A 23,542-nucleotide genomic window follows, 5' to 3' on the forward strand; every position below is an offset into this window, starting at 1 on the left:
AGCCTGGAAGGCTCAGGGGCTACCGAACAGCCATGGCTGCAGGAACAAACCTAGTCTAGATGAATAACGAACTTCTAAAACGGCCAGGGCAATACCTAAACTTCATCCCCAATTCAACACCACCATTCTGCGGTTAAACCATCATTCCCGACAATTGACGAACCCTGTCCTACTACAGGTCTAAGCAATACGAGATCTTTGCTGCCGACAATCAACCTTCAATCTTTTCATTCTATGAATGCTTTTTCCTTCGTCAGTAAGTCGTTTTTCGTACTCTTAGTGTTGCTGGCCAGTCTCAGTTCCTGTCAGAAATCCGAAAAAGATCCGGAACCTGAACCCGAGCCAGAGCCCGTAACAGACTTAGCCACGAAAGTGGCGGGCAAGTATGTCTTCAGGAAAATCGTTGTTAATGGTAAGCTGGAATATACCGCAGAAGAGGCGGGGATGCAGGGCTCGATTACGCTGACGCGTAAAGCTACTTCAAAAGTGTCTATGGCCGTTAAAATTCAGCATACGGACGACAATTCCGATTTTCTCAATCAGGTGGTAGAAAATCTGGCCGTGACCGAAGGCTCGGGTGGCGGATACATCCTCAGTGCTAACGGCAACCAGCTGGCCACAACCGCGGGAAAAACGCTTACGCTGACCGTAACTGATGGCGAGGGCAATCGCTATGTACTGACGAATACAAAATAGTACGCATAAAAAAACGGCCGTTTCCACTGAGAGAAAACGGCCGTTTTTTTATGCGTTTATCACTGCGAAGGAATCTTTCATCAGGCTCAGGGCATCACGACCCAGATTCCAGCGATTCAGAATATTAATCTTCCGTACCACTTCCGGATCTTTGGGCTGGTCGGGTTCCTGATAATAATCTTTCATCAAACCCGTCATTCCCGTTACAATTTCCGCCGTTGTTCCTGCCACTAAACGTTCAGGATCTTGCTGAGCGAGCTGAATCAGGGCCCGAACCATCGAAAAGGTATAGAAACCGCAGTCAATGTCCTGATGCCGGATTGGTACGCCATCGTGCAAACGTTGCAACGTTACCGAACCATCCTCCAGCAGATCCGAAGCCCGCAGGTTTTCTTCCGGCTGTGGAAAGGCCAGATCCAGTTTATGTTTGAATTTATCCCACCAGGGCGGCAACGCACCCGGTCGCAGGGTATCACAAAACAATACACGTTGGGGCAACGCTGGCTGGTGAGGATTCATCAATAACAGAGCCGCTCCGAGGTGTCGGTCATCCGCCGCATGCCGCCGCTGGATCACAAAACACTGCGTCTGTTCCACGCCCTTCGCTGCCAGTGCTTCGGTTTGTTCTTTTACCAGGTACAGGGATTCCATCATGTACCCTTCCGTAATGACATGAATGGGCAGTTGTGACGTTTCTTTCGCATCCTGTTTCAGCTGATCTGCCAGTAGTTGCAGGGCCATAGCATCCGTTCGACGCGTACCAAAGTACATACCAATGTTTTCCTCCCCGCCGCTCGTATGTTCCACGGTATTACCGTGAACATCCTGCCGGGTAACGGAATGATAGCGGAAACAAACTTCCCGGTGCTCGCGGTGAGCGGCCAGGTTGTATAGTCGTTTCTCAAAAGTCGATAACAATGGCTCGTAGGCGTCCAGCGAAAAATATACCTCGCTGGCGGGCCGAAGCAGGTGCCGGGCAATCGCCTCGTCCTGCAGTAAGTATTCAAAAGCGTCTTCGCGGTGCTGAAAAAAGCTTCGCAAGGCTCCGTTTTCAATAAACTCCTCGCGACTATTCGCGTCGCCGGTATTCGATTCCGTACCCTGATCAATCCATTTATTCAGAAACACACGCATTTGCTCATCAAAAGCCTGATTGGCCTGGATAGCTCCTTCGTTGGTTGCGGCAATGGTTTCTAGTGGGGCAATGAACCGTTGTTCATCGAGGGTACTGGTTTGAGTCATTTTCGGTAGTAAAAAGTTAGGTACGCGTTAGGCAATAGGAAATGTTCAGGCATACCAGATGCTAGGAATAGATACCTGTACAGCCAATAAATAACTAAGGAATTAAGATTGAAGGAGTCGTTTGGATGAGGTGTGCAACCGTCTCACAAGATACTACTTTCTTTACAATTTTTTGAAGGAAAACATTCGTCTCAATCCTTAAATTTTCATTTATCTTCTATTTCTCTAAAAATGCAGTTCAATCGCAGCCTACTTCCTCTGTTTTTAATAATTTCTTAATATTCCAGCCTGAGCGGAAGCCAGAGGGTCTTCTTCAGAAAAAACGCCAGCCCTGTTCAGAGCTGGCGTTGCTTTGCACTAGGTATTTCGGGAATCGAGCAGTCGCGGCGGTACGTATAACTCGCCCGTTGTAGCATCGATCAGACCGTTCTTTTCATCCTCAATATTGGTCGCTTGTGTATATACGTCACCCGAAATAGGACGCTTTCGGAGTTCTTCTTTGAAGAGCCGAATCTGCTCGGCCCGCTGCTCATTGTCCTGAGGACCACCGTAATCCGCGAATCCAAAGCCACCCCATTCACTCACAATCAGGGGTACCTGCTTGCGGAAAAAGAAAGGATCGCCCACCACGAGCGGAAAAGCCGCCACCCGGTCCAGATTACCAGCCACCAGTTCGTCGAGCTGCTGCTTCCAGCGTTCCAGCTCATTGGCGTAGATGTGGGCCGTCATCAAATCCGACTTCAAGCGACCTTCAAAAGAGATATGCCGCCAGCCGTCGTTGTCTACCACCAGAAACTGCGGATACGCAAGTTGCATGAAGTGGTACATATCCATAATGTACTGCCGGGTTTCGGGATTGGTCGCAATGTCCTGAGCCCCCCAGTCTTCATTGTACAGACTCCAGATCACTACCGACGGGTGCGTAGCAATCAGAGCCAGCATTCGCATGAGTTCTTCCCGGTGATTGGCCCGGCTTTCCGGGCTGGAACGGTGCGGACTTGGTACTTCCACCCATAACAGCAGGCCCATGCGGTCGGCCAGTTTGTAAATGCGGGGATCAACCCCCGCAATGTGAATACGCACCAGATTACAGCCCAGCTCCTTCATCGCGTACATGTGCTGTTTGATCTCTTCGTATGTAGCTGCCCCGGGCTGGTACAGAATACCATCCAGGTAAACGGGTTCGTGGTTGAGATACAGACGGGAGCCGCGGGCTTCGAATTTGCGTAGGCCAAACAGCGTTTCAATGGTAGCAGCATAACCGTTCGCATCCACCAGCTCCGCTTCCAGTCGATACTGGTAGGGCGATTCGGGCGACCAGTACTGAGCATCGGGAATGGCCAGTACCAGTCGCTGATTCTTCTGCCCGGCTTCGAGTACCAATGTAAATTCATCCTCGGCAACGGGCGGGGTATCGGGTGTTTTGTCAAAGACTTTCAGGCGAATCCGGTACGTGCCCGGATCATGAATACGAGTGGTCACGGTAAACCGGACCAGATTATCCTCAATGATACTAACGACGCCCACGCGGGAACGTAGCCGATTCCGCTCGACGGTTTCCAGCCATACACTCCGAACCGGTCCCGTATAGGTCTGGTACCAGATGCCGCCCCGCTTGTACACGTAAGATTCCTGCTTGCCCCGTGGAATATCGGCGTTCATGGTACTGACAATGCGTACCGTAAGGCGATTGCTGGGTCGCAGGATTTTTTCTTCCAGTTCGTACGAGAAGGAGGTGTACTCGCCAATGTGTTTGGCCTCCCCTTCAATCGTCACCAACGGAAAGCCATTCAACCAAACCTGCGTTTCGTAACCGCAGGCTCCAAAAGTGAGTTGCAGAAGCGAGTTTTCTTTTTCACCGACGGATACCGGCCATTCAAAATCCCGTTCGTACCAAACCACCACCTGATCCCGCCAGCCTTTCTGTTCTCGCTTACCCTGAGCTAAATGAGCTTCCACACTGCCGGGCCACTGGGCTTCATCCTCGTAGGGATGGTTGACATACCAGTTTTCCTGCAAACCTTTATCTTCCAGATCCAGAGCAAATCGCCAGGTGCCATCCAGCAAAATAAAATCGTTGGGGCGTATAACGGCTCGCGGCAGGGGGCTTACAAACGTGTCTTCCGCGAGGTCTTCTTCTTTACATTTGGCTAATCCGTAGTTCGGATGCCCGGTCCCATGATCCAGCTCCATCGTTAACAAGAGTTATGTACGTACTACTGACAGCAAGCCCGAAACAAACTGTGCCAGTAGTGGTCTCTCGTCAATGGGCTCCGTCGATTGTATCCCGCTTTTCTTTGGTAAGCACGGGTTTATAGGTCACATTCGTAATTTTCAGAACCACCGGATTGGGCCACTGATTATTGGTATATAATCGCTGCCCGTTCACGGCACTCACCGCCAAGCCAAATGCCGTGGGTTGTACCGATACACTGGCGTCAAAGCCCTGCCGGTATTCGACCAGCTCACTGGCGTAACCGAGTACCTGTACCTTCGTCTGAGCAGTACCTTCCAGCGAGTGAAAAATAAAGTCTTTCCGCTCGCCGTACTTCCATTCCTTGCCGCCGGGCACAAACACGTACACGGCGTTCTCCTCTTTCGCTTTCGTAAACCAGTAGTGCCCCTCCCGAATCAGCGGCCAGGGCCGAATGTTGGCAACGCTTTCCTGATTGACCAATTGCCACAGGGCGACTTCGCGTAATAAAGCTTCCTGCTCAATCTGGATTTCGCCGTTGGGTTTAGGGCCTACGTTAAGCAGCAGATTCCCCCCCTTGGCCCGGGTTTCGATGAGCATGTTGATAATCTCGGTACCCGACTTGTGGGGGTCGTTGGTGGGTTTGTACTGCCAGTCGGTGCCCATTGTAAAACAGGCTTCCCAGGGACCGGGAATGGGCTGGTCAGGTAGCGTTTGTTCGGGCGTATTCATCTGCCCGCGGGTCACGACCACATTTGGCTGTAATTGCCAGGCGTATTCCTTCAAACCTTCCGCCGGGCCGTCGAAAAAGAGTACGTCAATGGTACCGTAGTTGGTCAATAGTTCTTTGATTTGGCGTTTGTCGTAGGCCATCAGTTCGGCGTTGTTGGCCGGGTAGTGCTGCGGGTGCTGCAAACGACCAATGGGGATTTGATGCTGGTACAGGAAATAAAAATCTTCGGGCGAAAAATATAGCCCAATGGCAATCCCCTGCTTCCGAAACGCCTCAATCACTTCTTTGAGAATATCCCGTTTAACCGGCGTCTGCATGACCTGGAATTTCGTCGTTTGCGTATTCCACATACAAAAACCCGAATGATGTTTGGCCGTAAAGACGACGTATTTCATGCCCGCGAGTTTCGCCAGTACGGCCCATTCCTCGGGGTCGAATTTTTTAGGGTTGAAGGTTTTCGGTAATTCAGTGGTAAACCGCTGGAGGTAATCATTGGACGCTCCAGCCATGGAATGACTGATCACGGCTCCGACCTGCGAATCCAGGCTCCAGTGGATAAACATACCAAAGCCCAGATCCATGAACCAGGCTTCGCGTTCGGGCTTGTTACTTGTTTGCTGGGCTGCGGCTATCGCGGCCCATAGGACTAGAGGAAGCAGGAAAATCGTTTTTTTCATGGATTCAGGGAATGAGTTCACCCACCAGTAACAGCTGCCCGGCGTAACAGGCGTTTTCTTCGTACCGACGCGGTTCATCGATGGTTTCATTGCGGGCCTTGAGAATCTTGGCCTTGTCTAGTTTTTCGCCGGAAACCCGGAACCGGAAGGTATGCTCCTTTTGCGGGTCGATGGGGAGTACAAAGAAATTAGAGCGGTAATACGTACAATACGCGTCAAAGCGGTCAATTTTCTGCTGATAATCCGAATCAAGTTCCAGCACGTATTGACCGCAGCCGGGTCCCATGACGTCATACAAGCCGCAGGCCTGCCCTTTCATGCGTACTTCCAGGTAATCGCCAGGTTGGGTGGATTTGAGCAAACGAGTAAAACGGTTTTTCATCAACCGGGCCACCGTATCCGTTTCGGGCGTCAGTACCTGCCAGTTGCCCTGCCGTTTGAGTTGTTCGAAAGGAACCATCCGGGCCGCCTCCCAGTGATCCGCGACGTACGGTTTGGGGAGGAGGTGAGCCTTCAGCGTAGATTGTTGCGAGGAAAGTTGTTGTAAAGCCTCATCCAGTGCTTCCGCGTACAGGGCGTGACCGGTTTCGGCGTAGGGATGCACGTTGTCCGCGGAAAAAACGATTTTGTCGGGATGCTCTTCACGTTTTCCCTTGAAAAGTAACGTTCCTTCTTTCGCCAGAGCCGCTACTTTTAAACCCATACACACACTCGGCACGCCGTAGTGCTCGGCAATCTGTTCCATGGCCAGTGCGGAAGGCGGCAATTTCCCCCGCTGGAAATACGGAGCCAGATCGGCCGTAATCGTGTACACGAAACAAATATCGATCTGCGGATTTTGCCGCCAGATTTTGCGTACAATCCCTTCCATCGCCCGGTAAATCTGCTCGGGCTTTTTGCCGTTGTCGTTCACAGCAAATTCCACGAAGACCAAGTCGGGTTTTTGATCCAGTATCTGCGGCTGAACCCGAAACACGCCTAAATCTGAACCCGTACCGCCTACACCCGCATTGATGCCCGAAAATTGAGCCTTTGGATAGCGTTTCTGTAAGCCTTGTACCGACTGCTCCCGCCAGCCTTTCCCCGCTTCGGTGATACTGCCGCCCAAGTAACCGATCGTCAGGTTTTTCCCGGCTTTAATTTTCTGAAAAAAGAAGGGCAATCCCTGCCGCGATCGGAGTAAACGGGCATTCTCCAGTGAATCGGACTGAGCTCGTACGAGCCTGACAGGAAAAGAAAAAAGAATAGCAGGTAACGCTTCATGCACTTGACTTTCGTTTGTACGCCTAAACCTACGGAAGCGGCAAATGTTTCGTTGCCGCTTCCGGGGGCATTCAGTACCCTTCGTTTTGGGTGAGTTTGGGGTTATACTGACGTTCGGATAAAGGCAGGGGAAATAAGGTTTGATAAGCCTGTACCTGCACCACACTACCGCCGCTGTTCACAAACAAACCATTATTTGGAACCTGAGGTGTAGAGGGAATCTGAGCGTACTTGGTGTAAAACGCGTTCAGTACAGGCAACAGGCGATTTGTTCGTACCAGATCAAACCAGCGATGGCCTTCGTAACTGAGTTCCAGGCGGCGTTCGTTTTCCAGAGCCAATCGTAGCTGAGCCTGACTCTGATTCGCTAGCGGCGACAGTCCGGCCCGGGTCCGAACGGTATTCAGATACGCGAGGGCCTCCGTGGCTTGTCCCCCTTCATTCAGGGCCTCCGCGTACATTAGCAGTACATCGGCGTACCGCAGCACAATCCAGTCGTTGTCGCCATCATTCCGGGCAAAAGGAGCCCCGTTGACGATGTACTTGCGGGTATAATAATCGGACGTGGCAGCACTGTTTCCTTTCGTGTAATAACCGACCGATACCGCCTTCCGCCGATCCCCTTCAGGAAAGGCATTCGCCAGATCCTGCCGGATCATGGGTCCACCCGACAAACCCACCCGGATGATGTCCGTACCCGAATACGTCGGCAGGAAATTACTGGCAAAGCCACTGCCCAGACTCACGCCGCCGGACAGGTACCGAACCGCAAACAGAATCTCCTTATTCATCTCGTTGGCCGTCGAGAACACGTTGTCATAATTGGTTTCCAGCGTATGTATGCTCGCCAGATTTCCTGCTGTCGCAGTACCCGGAATCAGCTCGCCCAGTACGGCGGCGGCCTGCTGGTACTGGCCCTGCGTCAGCAGTACTTTTCCCAGCAATCCCTTGGCCGCCGTGCGGGTGGCCCGGCCCAGATCAGCCGCTGGATAGGTACTGGGTAATCCGGCAGCGGCTTCACGTAAATCTTTGGTAATCTGAGCGTATACTTCGGTAGCGGGCGTGCGACCATAGTCGTAGGCTTTCTGATAATTGTCGCCCAGATCTTCCGTCACCAGCGGTACCGCTCCCCAGATGCGTACCAGATTGAAGTAATTCAAGGCCCGGATAAATTTCATTTCGGCCAGGTACCGATTCCGCAACGTCGTATCCATCGATACTGCTCCGGCCCGAGCCAGTACGGTGTTTGCCCGACTGATGCAGCGGTACGAATCCGTCCACATGGTTTGTAGGTTGGGGTTGTTTTCTTCCACGTTAAAAATGGAAAAGAAATACCGGGCATTGGCCGAAACGGGTTCGTAGGCATTGTCACTCGCCATCTCCCCGAATATGAAATAGCTATTGTTGTAAATGGGCTGCAACTGACTGTACACGCCCGTCACGGCAGCGGATACGTTGGTAGCCGTGCTGAAGAGTTTATCCGTAGGAATTTTGGTAGGGTCCGTTAATTCCATAAAGCTTTGCTGACAGGAAACCAGAAAGCCCGTAACCAGCAGGAGTATAAGCAAAAGTCGTTTCATACGATTGAATTTCTTAGGATTAAAAACCCAGATTGAGACCAACGGTGATGGTACGAGCCAACGGATAAGAAGCCGAATCGTAGCCGTAGGTTGGAGCCGTGGTATTGCCGTTGTCGTTGGCTTCGGGGTTGTAGCCGATGTACTTGGTGAAGGTGTAGAGGTTCTGACCGCTCACGTAGAGACGTGCCTGTTCGAATTTCCAGCGTTTTATGACTTCCGAGGGCAAACTGTAACCGAACGAAACCGTACGGATTCGTAAGAACGAAGCATCGTAGACGTAGCGACTCGACGGGTTATTGGCTCCGCCCGACGCGGTATTCGTAGCCCGGGGTTGCCAGCCATTACCCGGGTCACTCGGCGAACGCCAGCGGTTGGCGACATCGGTGATGGTATTGGCATTGCCGTTGAAGAAATAACCTGAACGCAACCATTGAGCCCAGATTTTATTCCCTTGTGAACCCTGCAGGATGATGTTCAGATCGAAACCTTTCCAGCTCAGCGTATTGGTAAGTCCGTACGTGAATTTGGGTAGCGGATTGCCGAGGTAGGTCAAGTCTGAGGCGTTGATTTTTCCGTCGCCATTCACGTCCTCGTATTTGATGTCCCCCGGTTTGGAACCGCCGCTGGCCCAGGTTGCTCCCGCATCCACCTCCGACTGATCGCGAAATACGCCAATCTGCCGGTAGCCGTAAAATTCACCCAGCGGCATCCCCGGAATCACGATGGCGTAGTTGGTGAAACCACCCGCACTGTAGTATATGGGTTTGTCCGTCACCAGTGAGACGACGCGATTCTGGTTGAAGGAAATGTTACCGTTAGTCGTCCAACTCAGGTCTCCGCTGCTTACGTTGCGGGACGTAATCGACAGTTCCAGCCCCTTGTTTTCAATCTTACCAATGTTTTCCAGCACCGAACCCGCGATTCCCACAATTGCCGGAACGTTTCGGTTATTGAGCAGTCCCGTCGTGAGGCGTTGATAGACGTCGGCAGTTAAAGAGATCCGGTCTTTCCACAGGCCCAGTTCCAGTCCCAGATCGGTTTGCTGATTGGTTTCCCAGGTCAGGCCCGCGTTGGCAATGTTGGTTGCTGCGTAGCCGTACACCCGATTCCCCGCTCCCGAACCAAAGGCGTAGTTCGCCTGCGTCGCGTAGCTTTGCGAGGCGTAATTGCCAATGTTGTTATTACCCGTCAGACCATAACTGCCGCGAATTTTCAGATCGCTGATGATCGCTACGGATTTCATGAAGTTCTCTTCCGACAACCGCCAGGCTGCAGATACCGAAGGGAACGTAGCGTAGCGGTTGTTCGCCCCAAATCGGGAGGAACCATCCCGCCGAATGGCCGCCGACAACAGGTATTTATCCTTATAGCTGTAGTTCACCCGACCCAACCAGGAAACCAGGTTGTTTTTGGAATACGAATTGGTCGCCGTCGTGGTACCCGCCCCGCTGATGTTCGTAATCAGATCGTTGACAAAACTGCCGTTCACGCCCGTAATCACGTTGCCCGAACCCACCGCAGATTGAGCGGTATACCCCGCCAGCAGATCAAAGGAATGATCCGCTCCGATGGTTTTGCGGTAGTGCAGGGTGTTCTCCCAGAGCCAGTTAGAGCTGGTATTCAACCGCTTGGCCGCCGCAATGTTATTCACCAGAGGATTACTGATGTTAGCCGTGGGAGCCGTATTGGAAGGCATGGTCGCGGGTACAAACTGATTCCGGGTATCGGTATTATATTCAACACCAAAACTGGTTTTGACGCTTAAATCCGGAATAATCTCCCATTCGACGAAGGAGTTGGCCAGAAACCGGGGACTACTCCCCCGATCCCGGTACTGATCGAACTGTACCGTTGGTCCGCGGAAATTGGGCGAAATGGAATTGGCTCCCTGCGTCAGCGGATAATTGTTCGTATTAGCGTAATCGCCATTGGGCAGGCGTTCGGGAAACAGCGAAGGCATCACCAGAGCCGCCGCAATCGGGTCAGTACCCACGGCAATGACGGAAGCGTCGTTCGTTCCGGCGACGGTCTGATACTTCGTGTTGGTTAGCGAAGGAGCCAGTACGACTCCCGCCCGTACGCGTTTCGAAAGCTGGGCTTCCAGATTGGCCCGTAGCGTGAATCGCTCAAATTCAGTAGCTTTGAGAATTCCTTCCTGTTTTAAATAGGAGCCCGACACATGGTAGCGAATTTTCTCACTGCCACCCGAAGCCGACAATTCCTGTTGCGTCATCAGAGCCTGCCGATAGATGGCATCCTGCCAGTCTGTTTGGGGCAGATCGGCGGGTGGGTTGTCGTAAAACGCGTAGTACTTGAGTCCCGCATTCACCGCCGATTCCTTCGAGAAATCAATGAACTGGGCGTTGTTCATCAGCGAAATTTTCCGGGCAATGTTTTGTACACCGACGAAGGTGTTAAAGTTGATCCGCGTTTTGCCGGGCGTACCGCGTTTAGTCGTGACCAGAATCACGCCATTACCGCCCCGCGACCCGTAAATGGCCGCGGCGGCGGCATCTTTCAATACTTCGATGGATTGGATATCACCGGGATTGATTTGGTTGAAATTGTCGGCACCCGCCAGCGGATAGCCATCGACCACGTACAGCGGACTGTTTCCGGCCCCGAGCGAACCCACGCCCCGAATCCGGATGACGGGAGCCGCTCCCGGCTGCCCACCCGTCTGGGCAATGTTCACGCCCGAGACCTGAGCCGCCAGAGCCTGGGCCGGATTGGCTACCGGAATATCTTTTAGTTGTTTGGACGAAACGGAACTCACCGCCGTGGACAAGGCCTTGCGACTCTGCTCGCCGTACCCAACAACCACGACTTCGTTCAGGGCCTGGGCATCTGCCACCAGAGCTACCTCAATGGAGGTGCGACTGCCTACGGCAATTTCCTGTTTTACGTAGCCAATCGAAGAAAAAATCAGTGTACCGTCCGTTGTGGTGGTTCGCAGGGTAAACCGCCCTTCGGCGTCCGTGGAGGTACCTATGGACGTGCCTTTGAGTAGTACGTTTACGCCGGGTAAGCCTTGTCCACCTTCGGCCGTCACCCGACCCGAAAGGGTTCGTTCCTGAGCCCATCCCGCCAAAGGTAAGATCAGTAAAAGAGAAAAGTATACTAATAAACGCATACAAAAAATAGGTTTAGATGAATGGACCAACCAGTCTTTGGGGTTTTCCCGCTCCTGAAAACCCTGCATATAACGGATCATAATTTATCCTAGAAAAATGCAATAAAAGACGAGGTAAAGTAACTACCGGAGCGGTTGAAACCAGGGATGGAGATGTTGCAAAAGCCGATGGAAATGTTGCGTATTGCTTCAATGAAAGCCTTTTCTGTGAATTCCTTCGGTCTGGAAGAGGGTTTAGAAACAAAAACGTCCACCGGAGCGGGTGGACGATGGTCATTTAGTTTTTCTGTCGGGCGATTTGCTCCTGTAGGTACTCGGTGGGAGCTTTCCCGAACTGTTTGCGAAAGGACTTACTGAACGAGGAAGGATTTTTGAAACCCACCTCGTAGGTAATTTCAGAAATGCTGTATTTACGTTCCAGCAGGAGCTGCATTGCGTGTTTTAGCCGGATGAAATAAATGAATTCCAACGGGGTCTGCCCAGTCAGGGCTTTCAGTTTTCGGAACAGGTTACTGCGACTCATGCACACGCATTCGCCGAGTTCTTCCACGCTAAATTCTTCGTTACTCAGATTCTGTTCGATGGATTGAATGACTTTTTGCAGGAAGGCCTCGTCGAGCGGATTGCGAGTCAGATCTTTTGGAATGATCTCTTCAGCCGACTGATATTTTCGAATAAGCTGCTGCCGATTTTCGATGAGCGTCTGTACCCGGAGGCGTAACAAATCGGGGTGAAAGGGTTTGGCGACGTAATCATCCGCCCCAACGCCAATACCTTCCATTTCGCTCTCCACGCGGGCCCGTGCCGTGAGCAAAATCAGGGGTACGTGGCAGGTATCCAGGTTACTTTTCAGATTCCGGCATAGCTCCAGCCCATCCATCACGGGCATCATGACATCACTGATGATCGCCTGCGGTTCGCGTTGCTGTACGCAAGCCAGTGCTTCCTGACCATTCAGGGCCCGGGTAATGCGATAGTGATCCTGAAAAAGCAGGCTTAAAAATTCGAGTACTTCGTCGTTATCATCCACCAGTAACAGTTCGGGTTTCTCGTCTTCGGGCATTCCTAACCAGCGAATGGCTCCGACTTCGCTCTGTACCAGCGGCTCCGTACGGAGGTGAAGCGGTTGCGTTTCCGACAGAGCGTTTTGCAGGGGCAGCCATACCGTGAATTCCGTCTGCACGTCCGGTTCGCTGGTCACGGTAATCCGGCCCCCGTGTAGTTCAATCAGACTTTTCACCAGCGATAAACCCACACCCGACCCTCCCCGGTTGGGGTCTGACTGATAAAAGCGTTCGAAAAGGTGGCTTTGCTGTTCGGGGGTCAGTCCACTACCGGTATCCTGCACCCGCAGACACACCCCATCCGGTTCGGACAGGAACAGATCCAGACGTACCTGCCCACCCGCCGGCGTAAACTTGAAGGCATTGGATAAGAGGTTATTCAGTACTTTTTCCAGCTGAACGGGGTCTATATCCGATCGGATTTCGGAAGTTGGGGCCGTCAGTTCAAAGGTAATCTGCCGACGTTCGGCCAGCGGTACAAAGTTCTGGTACATTTCCTCTACCCAGTCCACCAGATTCAACGTCCGTTTATGAAGTTGTACTTTGCCCTGTTCGAGCTTTTGGAACGTCATCAATTCTTCAATGAGTTGCAGTAATTTACGGCTATTGCGTTGCAGCAACTGTACTTTCTCGCGGACCTTACCCCGTACTTCCGAGCTATTCATTAGCTCTTCAATCGGTCCCGCCATGAGGGTAAGTGGTGTCCGGAATTCGTGCGAAATGTCCGTAAAAAAGCGGAGTTTGAGCTGATGCAGGTTTTTAAGTTGCTCTTTTTCGATCTGTTCCAATGCCAGTGCATCCCGTTGCCGGGCTTGTAGTAGCAGATAACGGATGAAGATGAGGAGCAATATGTGAAAAAGCACAATGTATCCCGTAATGGCCCACCAGGTTTTCCAGGGTGGTGGTAGAATCTGGAAGGTAAGGGCCGCCGGTTTGGCACTCCATTCACCGAAGCTATTCGCGGCTTTTACGCGAAAGGTGTAGGTTCCGGCACTCAGGTTGGTATACGTGGCCGAACGGTGCTGGGCATCGACCGGAATCCAGGCCTGATCAAAGCCTTCCATTTGGTAGACGTAGGTCGTTCCCTCCGGATTTGCCACGTCCAGAGCCGCAAAGTCAACACTGAATACGTTGTTTTTATAATGGAGCGTAATTTCCTGCGTTTCGCTTAGGGACTGCCGTAGTACGGTATCGCCCTGACTGACCTGACCGATTCCCACGCTTTCATTGAAAAGTTTGAAGTCCGTCAAGACAACGGTAGGCAATGAAACCCAGTGTTGAAGCTGGCGGGGGTCAAACCGGAGAAAACCATTCGTCAGTCCGTACAGTAATTGTCCTTCGTTCAACCGACTCATGACATTATAGCTAAACCGCTGGTTGGGCAGGTACGTCTGAAAACGCCCCGAAGCGGGTTGAAAACGCATGAGCCCTTTGATAGTACTGATCCAGAGAAAACCCTGGGCATCGGATACGATTCCATTTACCGAAGGATGCAGTAACCCCTGCTTTTCGGAGTAGGTTTTAACCTGATAGGCTCCTTTCGGATCGGCTGTAATTTGGTGTAAACCCGATTCAGAGCCCGCCCAGATTACCTGTTTAGGGAATTCAACGAGTGCGTAAATCGCACTTCCTAGCGTATGACTAGCGTCTTTGATCCACTCAAAAACGCCGGTTTGGGGTTGTACCGGCCCAGTCCGCTATTATCGAAACCAATCCAGAGCAAACCCGCCTGATCTTCCAGTAAGGAGCGAATGAATTCCGTATCGCTACTACCGAGACGAATACGGCTCTTTTTCCCATCGGGCGTTCGCCGGTACAAGCCGTGGTTGGTGCCTAACCAGATGTTCTTTTGTGAATCTTCGAGGAACGAAAAAACGGCGGACCCTTCCAGTTCGGCGTGTATTTGCTGACTCGCCGTCATTCGCACTGCCCCACCAAGCGTACCGATCCAAAGGTCACCGCTGGAGGCTCGTAACAAGGCCCGGTGTTCGTTCCAGAACGAGGATTGACTTTCCAGCCGGAACCGCTCCGTTGCACCATTCGATAGGTTGTAACGGTACAATCCGGTTTTGCCCATCCCCAGCCAAACCGTTGCCCCCGGCCCCGCCGCAATGCTACGCACCTGATCTTCGGCAGTACCGGAGGGAAAGGTATACGACTGAAAAGGCAGCCCACTTAAATCAAGCGTACTGATCTGTTGCTCCGTACCGCACCAGAGTCGTTGCGTACGGTCCAGAAAGAGGCGATACACCAGATTATTGCTCAGACTCTGCGGATTGCTGGGGTTGGTTCGGTACCAGCGAAGTCGTACTTGTGGTGAATCGAGGGCTTCGAGTCGGGCTAGTCCCCGATCCGTACCCAGCCAGAAGGCTCCATCGGGTGATTTGCATAGGTCAAAAATCTGCGTCTGGGCCAGCGTCTGGCCGGGAAAGTGATGCAGAGGCTCTGCTTTTCCGTAGCTGTTGCGTTCGGGCTGGTAGGGCAGTCGCCAGAGGCCATCGCCACCCGTGGCCAGATACAAATGCCGCTGATCTTCCAGCAATGACCAGTAATGGTCGCCGTAGGCGTTAGGTTTTACGGTCAGGGGATAAAAAGTGTAGGTTCCGCTGGCGGCGTGGTACCGAACCGGACCTTCGGCGGTGGCGATCCAGAGGTAATCGCCCTGCGAGCGGATCATTTTTCGAATGGGACGGTTCAGCGGCTCGGTTCGGAGCGTTCGGAACTGCTGCGTTTTCGGGTTCCATAGGGTCAGTCCTTGTGGCGTGCCTACCCACACCTGATCCTGCGAATCGACCAGTAAAGCATTAATCTGATTGCAAAAAAGCGACGTCGAGTCTTTAGGATCATTCCGGAAATTCTGGAAGGTTTCCGTACGCGGATCGAAGCGGCTCAGTCCTTCGCGGGTACCGATCCAGAGCCGTCCCTGGCTATCCTCGCAGATGTCATAAATCCAGTTTCCGGCGATCGCATCCTTGTTTTTGTAGAATTTCCGGAAACGATAGCCATCGTACTGAGCCAGTCCATTCATGGTACCGATCCAGAGAAACCCTTTTCGATCCTGGAAAAACGACCGTACCCGGTTATCAGGCAGGCCGTCGGTACTTCCATAACGTTTAAACATGAGGTCTTCCTGCAAAGCTTTCTCGGGACTGATGGAAAGCCGGGGCTGAGCCGTACTAACGGTAATTCCGATTATAAACGCCAGCAGTGGTAGAAGACTTTTCATGCGAGTGTTAGTAAGCTTTTGACACCTCTAATAAGGCACCTTATTTCTTACTATACTCTTAATTTTTAGCGAAAAGTTTATAAAAACATTTTTAACAAATAAATTAGCAGACCAAGCACTCCGGCATAACTAAGAAAAAGAATCAGCAAGGTTTTAAAATTTCTGGATCTCACGAACGACTGCGTTTGGGTATAACAGCGTAAAAGTGTCGCCTGAAACGAAACTCGTCTGTGGGAGATGGGTCAATCCTCCCACCGCAGGTTGCAAAGGGTGTTTAATCCGTTAATGCACTTCAACGATTCGACTTCTCTACTCATTTCCTCCCGGAAATGCGGTTTTTCTATGCCTCTTCACTCCGTATAAAATTTTGCCTCAATCCGCTTTTGTAAAACGAAGTATGGCGAATTACTCATTCTCTTAGCATTCCATCGTGCTACCAGATTTAAAATAATATTTTATTTTTCCTTGCTTAGTTAATTTATTCATTGTTCTTTTACACCATACTTAATAATTTTATTTATTAAGTTTATAAAACATACTTAATCAGTATAAGATTGAGCTTTTACTTAAGCAAGCTATTACATGAAGCCATCACAATACCAGCAACTGTATCAGGATGAATTACTAACGAGTGTTATTCCGTTCTGGCTCGGAAAGTCGGGTGATGAAACGTATGGGGGGTATTTCACCTGTCTTGATGCGGAAGGAGCCGTTTTTGATACAGACAAATTCGTTTGGCTTCAGGGCCGCCAGGTATGGTGTTTCGCCATGCTTTACAATCAGGTTGAGCAAAGACAGGAATGGCTGGATTTTGCCATTCAGGGAGCCGAGTTCCTGAAAAAGCACGGGCGTGATGAAGACGGAAACTGGTATTTTTCACTAACCCAGCAGGGTGATCCCCTTATTCAACCCTATAATATCTTCTCGGATTGCTTCGCCGCTATGGCTTTTGGGCAATTGCACCTGGCCACTGGTAATCCCGAATACGCTACCATTGCTCAGGAAACGTTCGCCAACATTTTGCGGCGACAGTCCAATCCGAAGGGACTCTACACCAAGGCTTTCCCGGGTACGCGGCCATTGAAAAACTTTGCCTTACCTATGATTCTTACCAATCTGGTGCTGCAACTGGAGCATCTGATTGAACCATCGGTACTGGAAGAGACCATTGACGCGGGTATCCACGCCGTGATGGAAGAATTCTATCGCCCCGAGCTGGGTCTGATTTTGGAAAACATTACACTCGAAGGTGATTTTTCGGATAGTTTTGAAGGTCGTCTGATCAATCCCGGTCACGGTCTGGAATCGATGTGGTTCATTATGGATCTGGCCGAGCGGCGGGGCGATCAGGCTCTGATTCGCAAGGCTACCGACCTGACGCTTTCGTTACTGGAATACGGCTGGGATCAGCAGTACGGGGGTATTTTCTACTTCCTGGACGTAAAAGGTCAGCCGCCTTTGCAGCTTGAATGGGACCAGAAACTCTGGTGGGTACACATCGAAACGCTCATCAGTTTACTGAAAGGCTACCTGCACACGGGCGATGAACGCTGCTGGGAATGGTTTGAAAAAGTACACGCCTACACCTGGTCGCATTTCCCCGATCCCACGCACGGCGAATGGTTCGGGTATTTGAATCGGCAGGGAGACGTACTTTTGCCACTGAAAGGTGGCAAATGGAAAGGCTGCTTCCACATTCCGCGGGGCTTGTACCAATGCTGGAAAACGCTGGAAGCAATTGCTCAGAAACAGTCCGCTACGCCGCTTTTACAAGACTAAACCAATGGCTCACATTCCCCTGCAATCGGTACGCGTACCGGAAACGGACGCTCAAACCTCCTACCGCCCCGCCCTGGTGTCGCTGGCTGTGCTGTACTTCATGATGGGTTTTATTACCTGTCTGAACGATACGCTGGTGCCTTTTTTCAAGAAAGGTTTTCAGCTCAGTTACTCGCAGTCGTCGCTGGTGCAGTTCTACTTTTTTCTTACCTACGGCATCATGTCGATTCCGGCGGGTCGTCTCGTGGAAAAAGTAGGCTACAAGAAAGGGATGGTACTGGGATTTGCCGTAGCGGGGGCGGGTGCCTTGTTGTTTCTTCCGGCTTCCCTGCTGCACGAGTACACGCTGTTTCTGGGAGCCCTGTTTGTGATTGCCATCGGCATCGTGCTGTTACAGGTAGCGGCGAATCCCTACATCACCGTATTGGGACCCGCTGAAACAGCCTCTTCCCGGCTGACACTCATTCAGGGCGTAGGTTCGCTCGGTACGACGCTGGCTCCGCTGTTTGGAGCCGCCTTTATTCTGGCTCCCTTGCAGGAGGCTTCGAGCGATGCCGTGCAGTATCCCTATCTGGGCATTGCGGCCCTCTTAGCGGTGATTGCTCTGACTGTAAGTCGCTTACGCTTACCGGATATTCAGATTCAGACGGAAGAAAAAAGCCAAACTCAGGGCCGGAATGTGTTTTCGTTTCGGAATCTGCGGTTCGGTATTCTGGGGATCTTCTGCTACGTGGGGGCGGAGGTGTCGGTCGGTACCTTTCTGACGAACTACATTACTGATACCGTTCATATTACAGAAAATGAAGCTAATGGCTACGTTTCCCTGTACTGGGGTAGTATGCTGGTGGGCCGTTTTCTGGGAGCTTACTTATTAAAATTCCTGAAAGCTTCCGCTACGCTGGCGACCTGTGCCGGACTGGCGATTGTACTGATTGGCTTTTCCATCAACGCAACGGGATACGTGGCGGTCTGGAGTATGATTGCCGTGGGACTTTGTAACTCCATCATGTTCGCCATCATTTTCTCGCTGGCGGTGCAGGGACTGGGATCGTACACGACGCAGGCTTCCGGACTGCTGTCTACGGCCATTGCGGGGGGAGCCATTGTTTCCTACGGTCAGGGTCTGCTCATCGACCATTACACCTGGCCGATTGCTTTTCTGCTGCCCATTCTCTGTTACGCGTACCTGGTTTTCTTTGGCCTCAACGGGCACAAGTCCTCCTTAGCCTCTTAATCTTAGCAACACCAAGGCATGAACCGATTACTCATTCTTCTACTCTTATTCATCAGTAGTCACGCGATGGCTCAGGTTCGAGCCGCCCGTATTCTGCTGATTCCATTAGATGACCGACCGCCCTGTTTGCAATTTACGGTTCGGATGGGATTGATCGGACATGCCGAGGTGATTGCTCCTCCCCAGGAATTACTGGGCCAGTTTACCACGCCGGGTCAGAGCGAGGCCATTGCGGCCTGGGTTGAAAAACAAGATTTACGTTCGTTCGATGCCGCCATCGTCTGTCTGGACATGCTGGCCTACGGCGGACTCGTTGGCTCGCGGGTCCATCAGGTAGCCGCTCCGCTGGCCCTGCAACGCCTGGAAGTACTGAACCGGATTCGAAAAAAAGCTCCCAAACTTCCGGTTTACGCCCAGAGCGTGGTGATGCGACTGGCTCCCTCCGCTACGCCTCAGAATGCCGCGTATCGACAAAAAATAGCCCGCTGGGCCGAAATTTCTCCGTATCCTGCTCATCAGGCCGAAGCCCGGCAGCTTGAAAAAGAAATTCCGGCGGCTGAACTTCAGGATTACAAAGAAGCCCGTACCCGCAACCTGCGGATCAATCAGCGGGCCATTGCCTTAACCAAACAAGGCATTATCGATTACCTGTTACTAACCCAGGACGATGCGAAACCACAGGGTGTCCACCGCAGCGATCACGAAACCTTACTCCAGGAGATTAAAAAAGAAAAGTTAACCAGCCGGGTAGCTCTCCAGGCGGGTACCGACGAAGTTTCGATGTTGTTGTTGAGTCGGGCCCTGATCCGCCACTTTGGATTTGCCCCCAAAGTCAGGGCCCTTTACTCGTCAGAAAGCACCCGCGAAAAGACGATGCCCTTCGAAGATCGTCCCTTGTATCAAACGGTGAGCGAACAGATTCTGGCTGCCGGAGCCCAGGAGGTTCAGGATAATACCGCCGATGCCTTTTTCTACGTATACGCTTCGCGGTACGAAGCGGGTCGGGCGGAATCTTCGATCGATGAAATTGCTTCTCTGCTCGAAGCGGGGAAAGCCGTCATCGTAGCCGACATTGATCCCCGGGGCGATGTACAGGGGGGCGATTCCACGTTTACGAAAGCTCTGGAAAAACGTCAGTTGCTGGGTAAACTCAGCGGCTATGCTTCCTGGAATACAGCGGGTAATACCATCGGTACCGCTCTGCCGCAGGGAACGATTTACACCGTGGCTTCCCAAAAGCTGCTGTCCAAACCCGGCCTTGCGTCGTCCATTTACACGGCTCAACAGTGGTTTCTTCTGCATCGCTTACTCGACGATTACTATTTTCATACGAAAGTACGCCGCGAAGCCAACGCCGCTTTTGGTCAGGCGGGCATGAGTGCCACGTTGCTCGATGAAAAGCGTAATCAGGCCATGGAAACGCGTTGCCAGCAACAGCTACAGGCATTTTTTACCCAGCTTTGGCCCGCGTATCAGGCCTCTATTCCGCCGCAGTACCAGTGCCTAACGCCATCGCCGCTCCAATTCCATTTGCCCTGGAACCGGACGTTTGAGGGCCTGATTGATTTCGACCTCACCTGCAAAGCCCTGAAACCTTAACCCCCTGAATTAACACCTCTATCTTTTCTTACTCCTTGATTTCATGATGCCACACGTACGTACGCTGCACAGGCGTCTGGGCTGGCTACTGCCTTTGCTTTTGACGCTGCCCCTGTTCGTTTTCGCCCAAAACCCGGTGTTACGGGGTAAAGTCACCGATGAAAACGGGTCGGTTTTACCGGGAGTTACGGTCATGATTAAAAATACAACGACCGGCACGACAACCAATGTCGATGGTTTGTATACGTTAAAAGCTCCCACTACGGCCGGAACGCTGGTTTTCTCTTTTCTGGGTACGACCAGCAAGGAAGTGCCCTTCTCGGGAGCCGGTGAATACAATGTTGCCCTCAGCGAAGAATCCACGAAACTGAATGAAGTCGTGGTGGTCGGTTACGGCACGCAGAAGAAAGTGAACCTGACGGGTTCGGTGGCCGTCATCGAAAGTAAAACCCTGACCAGTCGTCAAGTCGGTTCTACGTCACTGGCCTTACAAGGAGCTGCTCCGGGCGTAACCATCACCCAGCAATCCGGTGCTCCGGGGGGCGATGCGGGTACCATTCGGATTCGCGGGATTGGTTCAATCAATGCCGGACAAAATCCGCTGATTCTGGTGGATAACGTAGAAATGAGCCTCGACGCCATCGATCCTAACAACATTGCCAGTATTTCCATTCTGAAAGATGCGGCGGCAGCGGCGGTATACGGTTCACGGGCGGCGAACGGCGTCGTACTGGTAACCACCAAACGCGGAGCCAAAGGCGTAAATGTCAGTTACAACGCCTACGTATTGAAGCAGGAACCAACCGATCTTCCCCAGAAAGTAAACGCTCTGGAACACATGCTATACTGGGACGTAGCTCAGGCCAACAGTGGGTTACCCGCCGCGTTTACTCAGCAAATTGAAGCCTACCGGACGAATGGCCCCGATAACAAAACGCTGTTCAATACCGACTGGAAGAAACTGGTACTGACCAATTCGGGCATCATGCAGAATCACAGTTTGAACCTGTCCATTGGGGGTGATCGGGTGAAGGCGTTTGCGTCGGGTAGTTTCCTGGACCAGAACGGTTTAACAGCCAATACGAATTACAAACGTCTGGATTTACGGTTCAATACCGACATTACGATTAGCAAGAAACTTTCCGCTTCAGTGGATCTGGTACTCAACAACTCCAACCGCCTCTGGCCGGGACAGGGTACGCCGCAGTACATCATCCGCGAAATGCTGGGTTTCCCGGCCATTACGCCGGGTCAGTTTGATACGGGTGAATGGGGCGAAGGCTGGTCGAATGCCAACCCCGCGGCTCAGGCCCGGGATGGGGGATTCAACCGTAGCCTGACTGACTCGCGGATCATCAAGGGAACGCTGACCTACACGCCCATTGAAGGACTGGAATTACTGGCGACCTACAGCTCCAATTACTATACCAACCGTGGACGGCAGTTTACCAATCAGTACCGGATTTACTCGGCTGACGTAGCCAACAATACGCTGATTTACCAACGCCCCTGGCCCGCTCTGAACTCGCTGTCGGACCGGATTTCACAGAATACGCAGAACCTGTTCCGGACGCAGGCGACGTACAACAAAACGGTGGGGAAACACGCCTTTACCGTACTGGGCGGTTTTAGTACGGAAGATTTCAAAACGTCTTTCATCAATACGTATCGTCAGAATCTGCTCTCGCCGGACCGCCCGTACCTCGACAGCGGCGATCAGTTGGGCCAGACGCTCAGTGGGGGTGAAAACCGCTTTTCAATGGTTTCGATTTATGGTCGGTTAAATTATACGTATAATGATAAGTATCTGCTGGAAGTGAATGGCCGTTGGGATGCTTCCTCGCGTTTCCGTCAAAACAACTGGTGGCAACTATTCCCGTCCGTATCCGGCGGCTGGCGGATTTCGCAGGAGTCGTTCTGGCAACCGCTCCAGTCGGTTGTAAGCGAAGCGAAAATCCGGGCTTCTTATGGTTCGCTGGGTAATCAGAACCTGATTCGCGGGGGCGAATCGGATTACTACCCCACGTACTCCCTCTTCAATCCGGGAACGGCGTATAACTATTATTTCAACAACATCGTCAATCCCGGTTACGCCCTCACGACGGCGGCTAATGCAAATATTCGTTGGGAGACCTCCCGAATTCTGGACATTGGCGGCGATTTTGCCTTGCTCAAAAACCGTCTGAACGTGACGGCGGATTTCTTCCAGCGGGATATTGTGGACATGCTTCAGCTCGTCCCCATTCCCGCGTACGTGGGCCTCACGGCTCCCTTCGTTAACTCGGGTTCCATGCGGAATACGGGCTGGGAACTTGGTTTGGGCTGGCGGGATAAAATCCGTGATTTCAGCTATCAGATACAGGTCAATGCTTCCGACGTTCGCAATAAACTCCTGAAAAACGGCGGTACGCCCATCATCAACGGGGCAACGATCCAACAGGAAGGATACCCACTGGATTCGTACTACGGCTATATTGCCGATGGGCTTTTCCAGAGTACGGACGAAGTAAAAGCGGCTCCCTTCCAGTACGGCAACTCGGCCGCGGGTGATATTCGTTACCGGGACATCAGCGGTCCGAATGGCGTTCCTGACAACAAAATCGACAGTTACGACCGTACCATTCTAGGCAACTATTTCCCACGTTACGAATACAGCGTAAACCTGGCGGCTCAGTACAAGGGCTTTGACTTTACGGCTTTCTTCCAGGGCGTGGGTAAAAAAGACAACTACCTGTCGGGAACGGCGGCTCAGCCTTTCTACTCCTCGAATTTCCAGGGAACCATGTTTCAATACCAGAAAGATTACTGGTCACCGGAAAACACCGACGCGGCTTATCCCCGTCTGACGGTCAACAGTATTCCCAACAACTACGTGGCCTCTTCCTTCTGGGTTCGGTCAGCATCGTACCTGCGACTCAAGAACCTGGTTGTCGGTTACACGCTGCCAACGGCTCTGACGACGAAGGCTAAAATCAAGTCGGTTCGCCTGTACCTGAGTGGTCAGAACTTGGTAACCTGGACGAAATTCTTCCCCGGTTTCGACCCCGAGCAACGCGATACGGGCGGCGAGTTTTACCCCATCATGCGTACCTACACGGCTGGTTTAAACATCAATTTCTAAC

The 23,542-nt window shown here is 52.0% G+C and carries 13 protein-coding genes; 5 read left to right on the forward strand and 8 right to left on the reverse strand.

Annotated features, from left to right (window positions below; all coding sequences use genetic code 11):
- The first annotated feature begins 234 nt into the window (after window positions 1-234).
- Complete coding sequence (locus BWI93_RS25805) at window positions 235-696, forward strand: hypothetical protein (protein WP_094816803.1); 462 nt, start codon at window positions 235-237, stop codon at window positions 694-696.
- 48 nt (window positions 697-744) lie between these two features.
- Here the strand turns inward: BWI93_RS25805 and BWI93_RS25810 are convergent, their stop codons facing one another.
- The 8 genes from BWI93_RS25810 to BWI93_RS25845 form a co-directional block, all read right to left on the reverse strand.
- A complete protein-coding gene (locus BWI93_RS25810) occupies window positions 745-1,938 on the reverse strand; it encodes a hypothetical protein (RefSeq protein ID WP_094816805.1) in 1,194 nt (397 codons plus the stop codon).
- Between the two features lie 357 nt (window positions 1,939-2,295).
- Window positions 2,296-4,131 (reverse strand): glycoside hydrolase family 2 protein, encoded by a 1,836-nt coding sequence (locus BWI93_RS25815; RefSeq protein WP_094816807.1) that lies wholly within the window; start codon window positions 4,129-4,131, stop codon window positions 2,296-2,298.
- Window positions 4,132-4,201: 70 nt separating this feature from the next.
- The gene (locus tag BWI93_RS25820) at window positions 4,202-5,542 is read right to left on the reverse strand and encodes an alpha-L-fucosidase (protein WP_094816809.1); all 1,341 of its coding nucleotides are present in this window, start codon (window positions 5,540-5,542) and stop codon (window positions 4,202-4,204) included.
- Window positions 5,543-5,546: 4 nt separating this feature from the next.
- Window positions 5,547-6,809, reverse strand: a complete 1,263-nt coding sequence (locus tag BWI93_RS25825) for an SGNH/GDSL hydrolase family protein (RefSeq protein WP_176454339.1) — start codon at window positions 6,807-6,809, stop codon at window positions 5,547-5,549.
- Window positions 6,810-6,876: 67 nt separating this feature from the next.
- Window positions 6,877-8,385, reverse strand: a complete 1,509-nt coding sequence (locus BWI93_RS25830) for a RagB/SusD family nutrient uptake outer membrane protein (protein WP_094816813.1) — start codon at window positions 8,383-8,385, stop codon at window positions 6,877-6,879.
- A 19-nt stretch (window positions 8,386-8,404) separates the two neighbouring features.
- The gene (locus BWI93_RS25835; protein ID WP_176454340.1) at window positions 8,405-11,518 is read right to left on the reverse strand and encodes a TonB-dependent receptor; all 3,114 of its coding nucleotides are present in this window, start codon (window positions 11,516-11,518) and stop codon (window positions 8,405-8,407) included.
- Between the two features lie 277 nt (window positions 11,519-11,795).
- Complete coding sequence (locus BWI93_RS25840; RefSeq protein ID WP_094816817.1) at window positions 11,796-14,006, reverse strand: ATP-binding protein; 2,211 nt, start codon at window positions 14,004-14,006, stop codon at window positions 11,796-11,798.
- A 206-nt stretch (window positions 14,007-14,212) separates the two neighbouring features.
- Complete coding sequence (locus BWI93_RS25845) at window positions 14,213-15,808, reverse strand: two-component regulator propeller domain-containing protein (RefSeq protein WP_094816819.1); 1,596 nt, start codon at window positions 15,806-15,808, stop codon at window positions 14,213-14,215.
- Window positions 15,809-16,390: 582 nt separating this feature from the next.
- On the opposite strand from BWI93_RS25845, the gene BWI93_RS25850 reads away from it, so the two are divergent.
- From BWI93_RS25850 to BWI93_RS25865, 4 genes are read left to right on the forward strand one after another with little or no spacing between them, the layout of a single operon-like run.
- Window positions 16,391-17,587, forward strand: coding sequence for an AGE family epimerase/isomerase (locus tag BWI93_RS25850; RefSeq protein ID WP_094816821.1), 1,197 nt, complete (start codon window positions 16,391-16,393; stop codon window positions 17,585-17,587).
- Between the two features lie 4 nt (window positions 17,588-17,591).
- Window positions 17,592-18,821, forward strand: coding sequence for a sugar MFS transporter (locus tag BWI93_RS25855; protein WP_094816823.1), 1,230 nt, complete (start codon window positions 17,592-17,594; stop codon window positions 18,819-18,821).
- 18 nt (window positions 18,822-18,839) lie between these two features.
- Window positions 18,840-20,420 carry a DUF4127 family protein gene (locus BWI93_RS25860; RefSeq protein WP_094816825.1) on the forward strand — a complete coding sequence of 527 codons (1,581 nt, stop codon included), beginning with the start codon at window positions 18,840-18,842 and terminating at the stop codon, window positions 20,418-20,420.
- Window positions 20,421-20,463: 43 nt separating this feature from the next.
- Window positions 20,464-23,541: a TonB-dependent receptor gene (locus BWI93_RS25865; protein WP_094816827.1), complete on the forward strand. Its 3,078-nt coding sequence runs from the start codon at window positions 20,464-20,466 to the stop codon at window positions 23,539-23,541.
- Window position 23,542 lies beyond the last annotated feature (1 nt).

It is taken from the genome of Siphonobacter sp. BAB-5385 (assembly GCF_002261125.1).
Taxonomy (GTDB): Bacteria; Bacteroidota; Bacteroidia; order Cytophagales; family Spirosomataceae; genus Siphonobacter.

Coding starts and splice junctions, on each gene's coding strand:
- BWI93_RS25855 (WP_094816823.1), top strand. CDS start 17,592: ATGGCTCACATTCCCCTGCAATCGGTACGCGTACCGGAAACGGACGCT.
- BWI93_RS25865 (WP_094816827.1), top strand. CDS start 20,464: ATGATGCCACACGTACGTACGCTGCACAGGCGTCTGGGCTGGCTACTG.
- BWI93_RS25845 (WP_094816819.1), bottom strand. CDS start 15,808: ATGAAAAGTCTTCTACCACTGCTGGCGTTTATAATCGGAATTACCGTT.
- BWI93_RS25840 (WP_094816817.1), bottom strand. CDS start 14,006: ATGCGTTTTCAACCCGCTTCGGGGCGTTTTCAGACGTACCTGCCCAAC.
- BWI93_RS25850 (WP_094816821.1), top strand. CDS start 16,391: ATGAAGCCATCACAATACCAGCAACTGTATCAGGATGAATTACTAACG.
- BWI93_RS25805 (WP_094816803.1), top strand. CDS start 235: ATGAATGCTTTTTCCTTCGTCAGTAAGTCGTTTTTCGTACTCTTAGTG.
- BWI93_RS25815 (WP_094816807.1), bottom strand. CDS start 4,131: ATGGAGCTGGATCATGGGACCGGGCATCCGAACTACGGATTAGCCAAA.
- BWI93_RS25830 (WP_094816813.1), bottom strand. CDS start 8,385: ATGAAACGACTTTTGCTTATACTCCTGCTGGTTACGGGCTTTCTGGTT.
- BWI93_RS25860 (WP_094816825.1), top strand. CDS start 18,840: ATGAACCGATTACTCATTCTTCTACTCTTATTCATCAGTAGTCACGCG.
- BWI93_RS25820 (WP_094816809.1), bottom strand. CDS start 5,542: ATGAAAAAAACGATTTTCCTGCTTCCTCTAGTCCTATGGGCCGCGATA.
- BWI93_RS25835 (WP_176454340.1), bottom strand. CDS start 11,518: ATGCGTTTATTAGTATACTTTTCTCTTTTACTGATCTTACCTTTGGCG.
- BWI93_RS25810 (WP_094816805.1), bottom strand. CDS start 1,938: ATGACTCAAACCAGTACCCTCGATGAACAACGGTTCATTGCCCCACTA.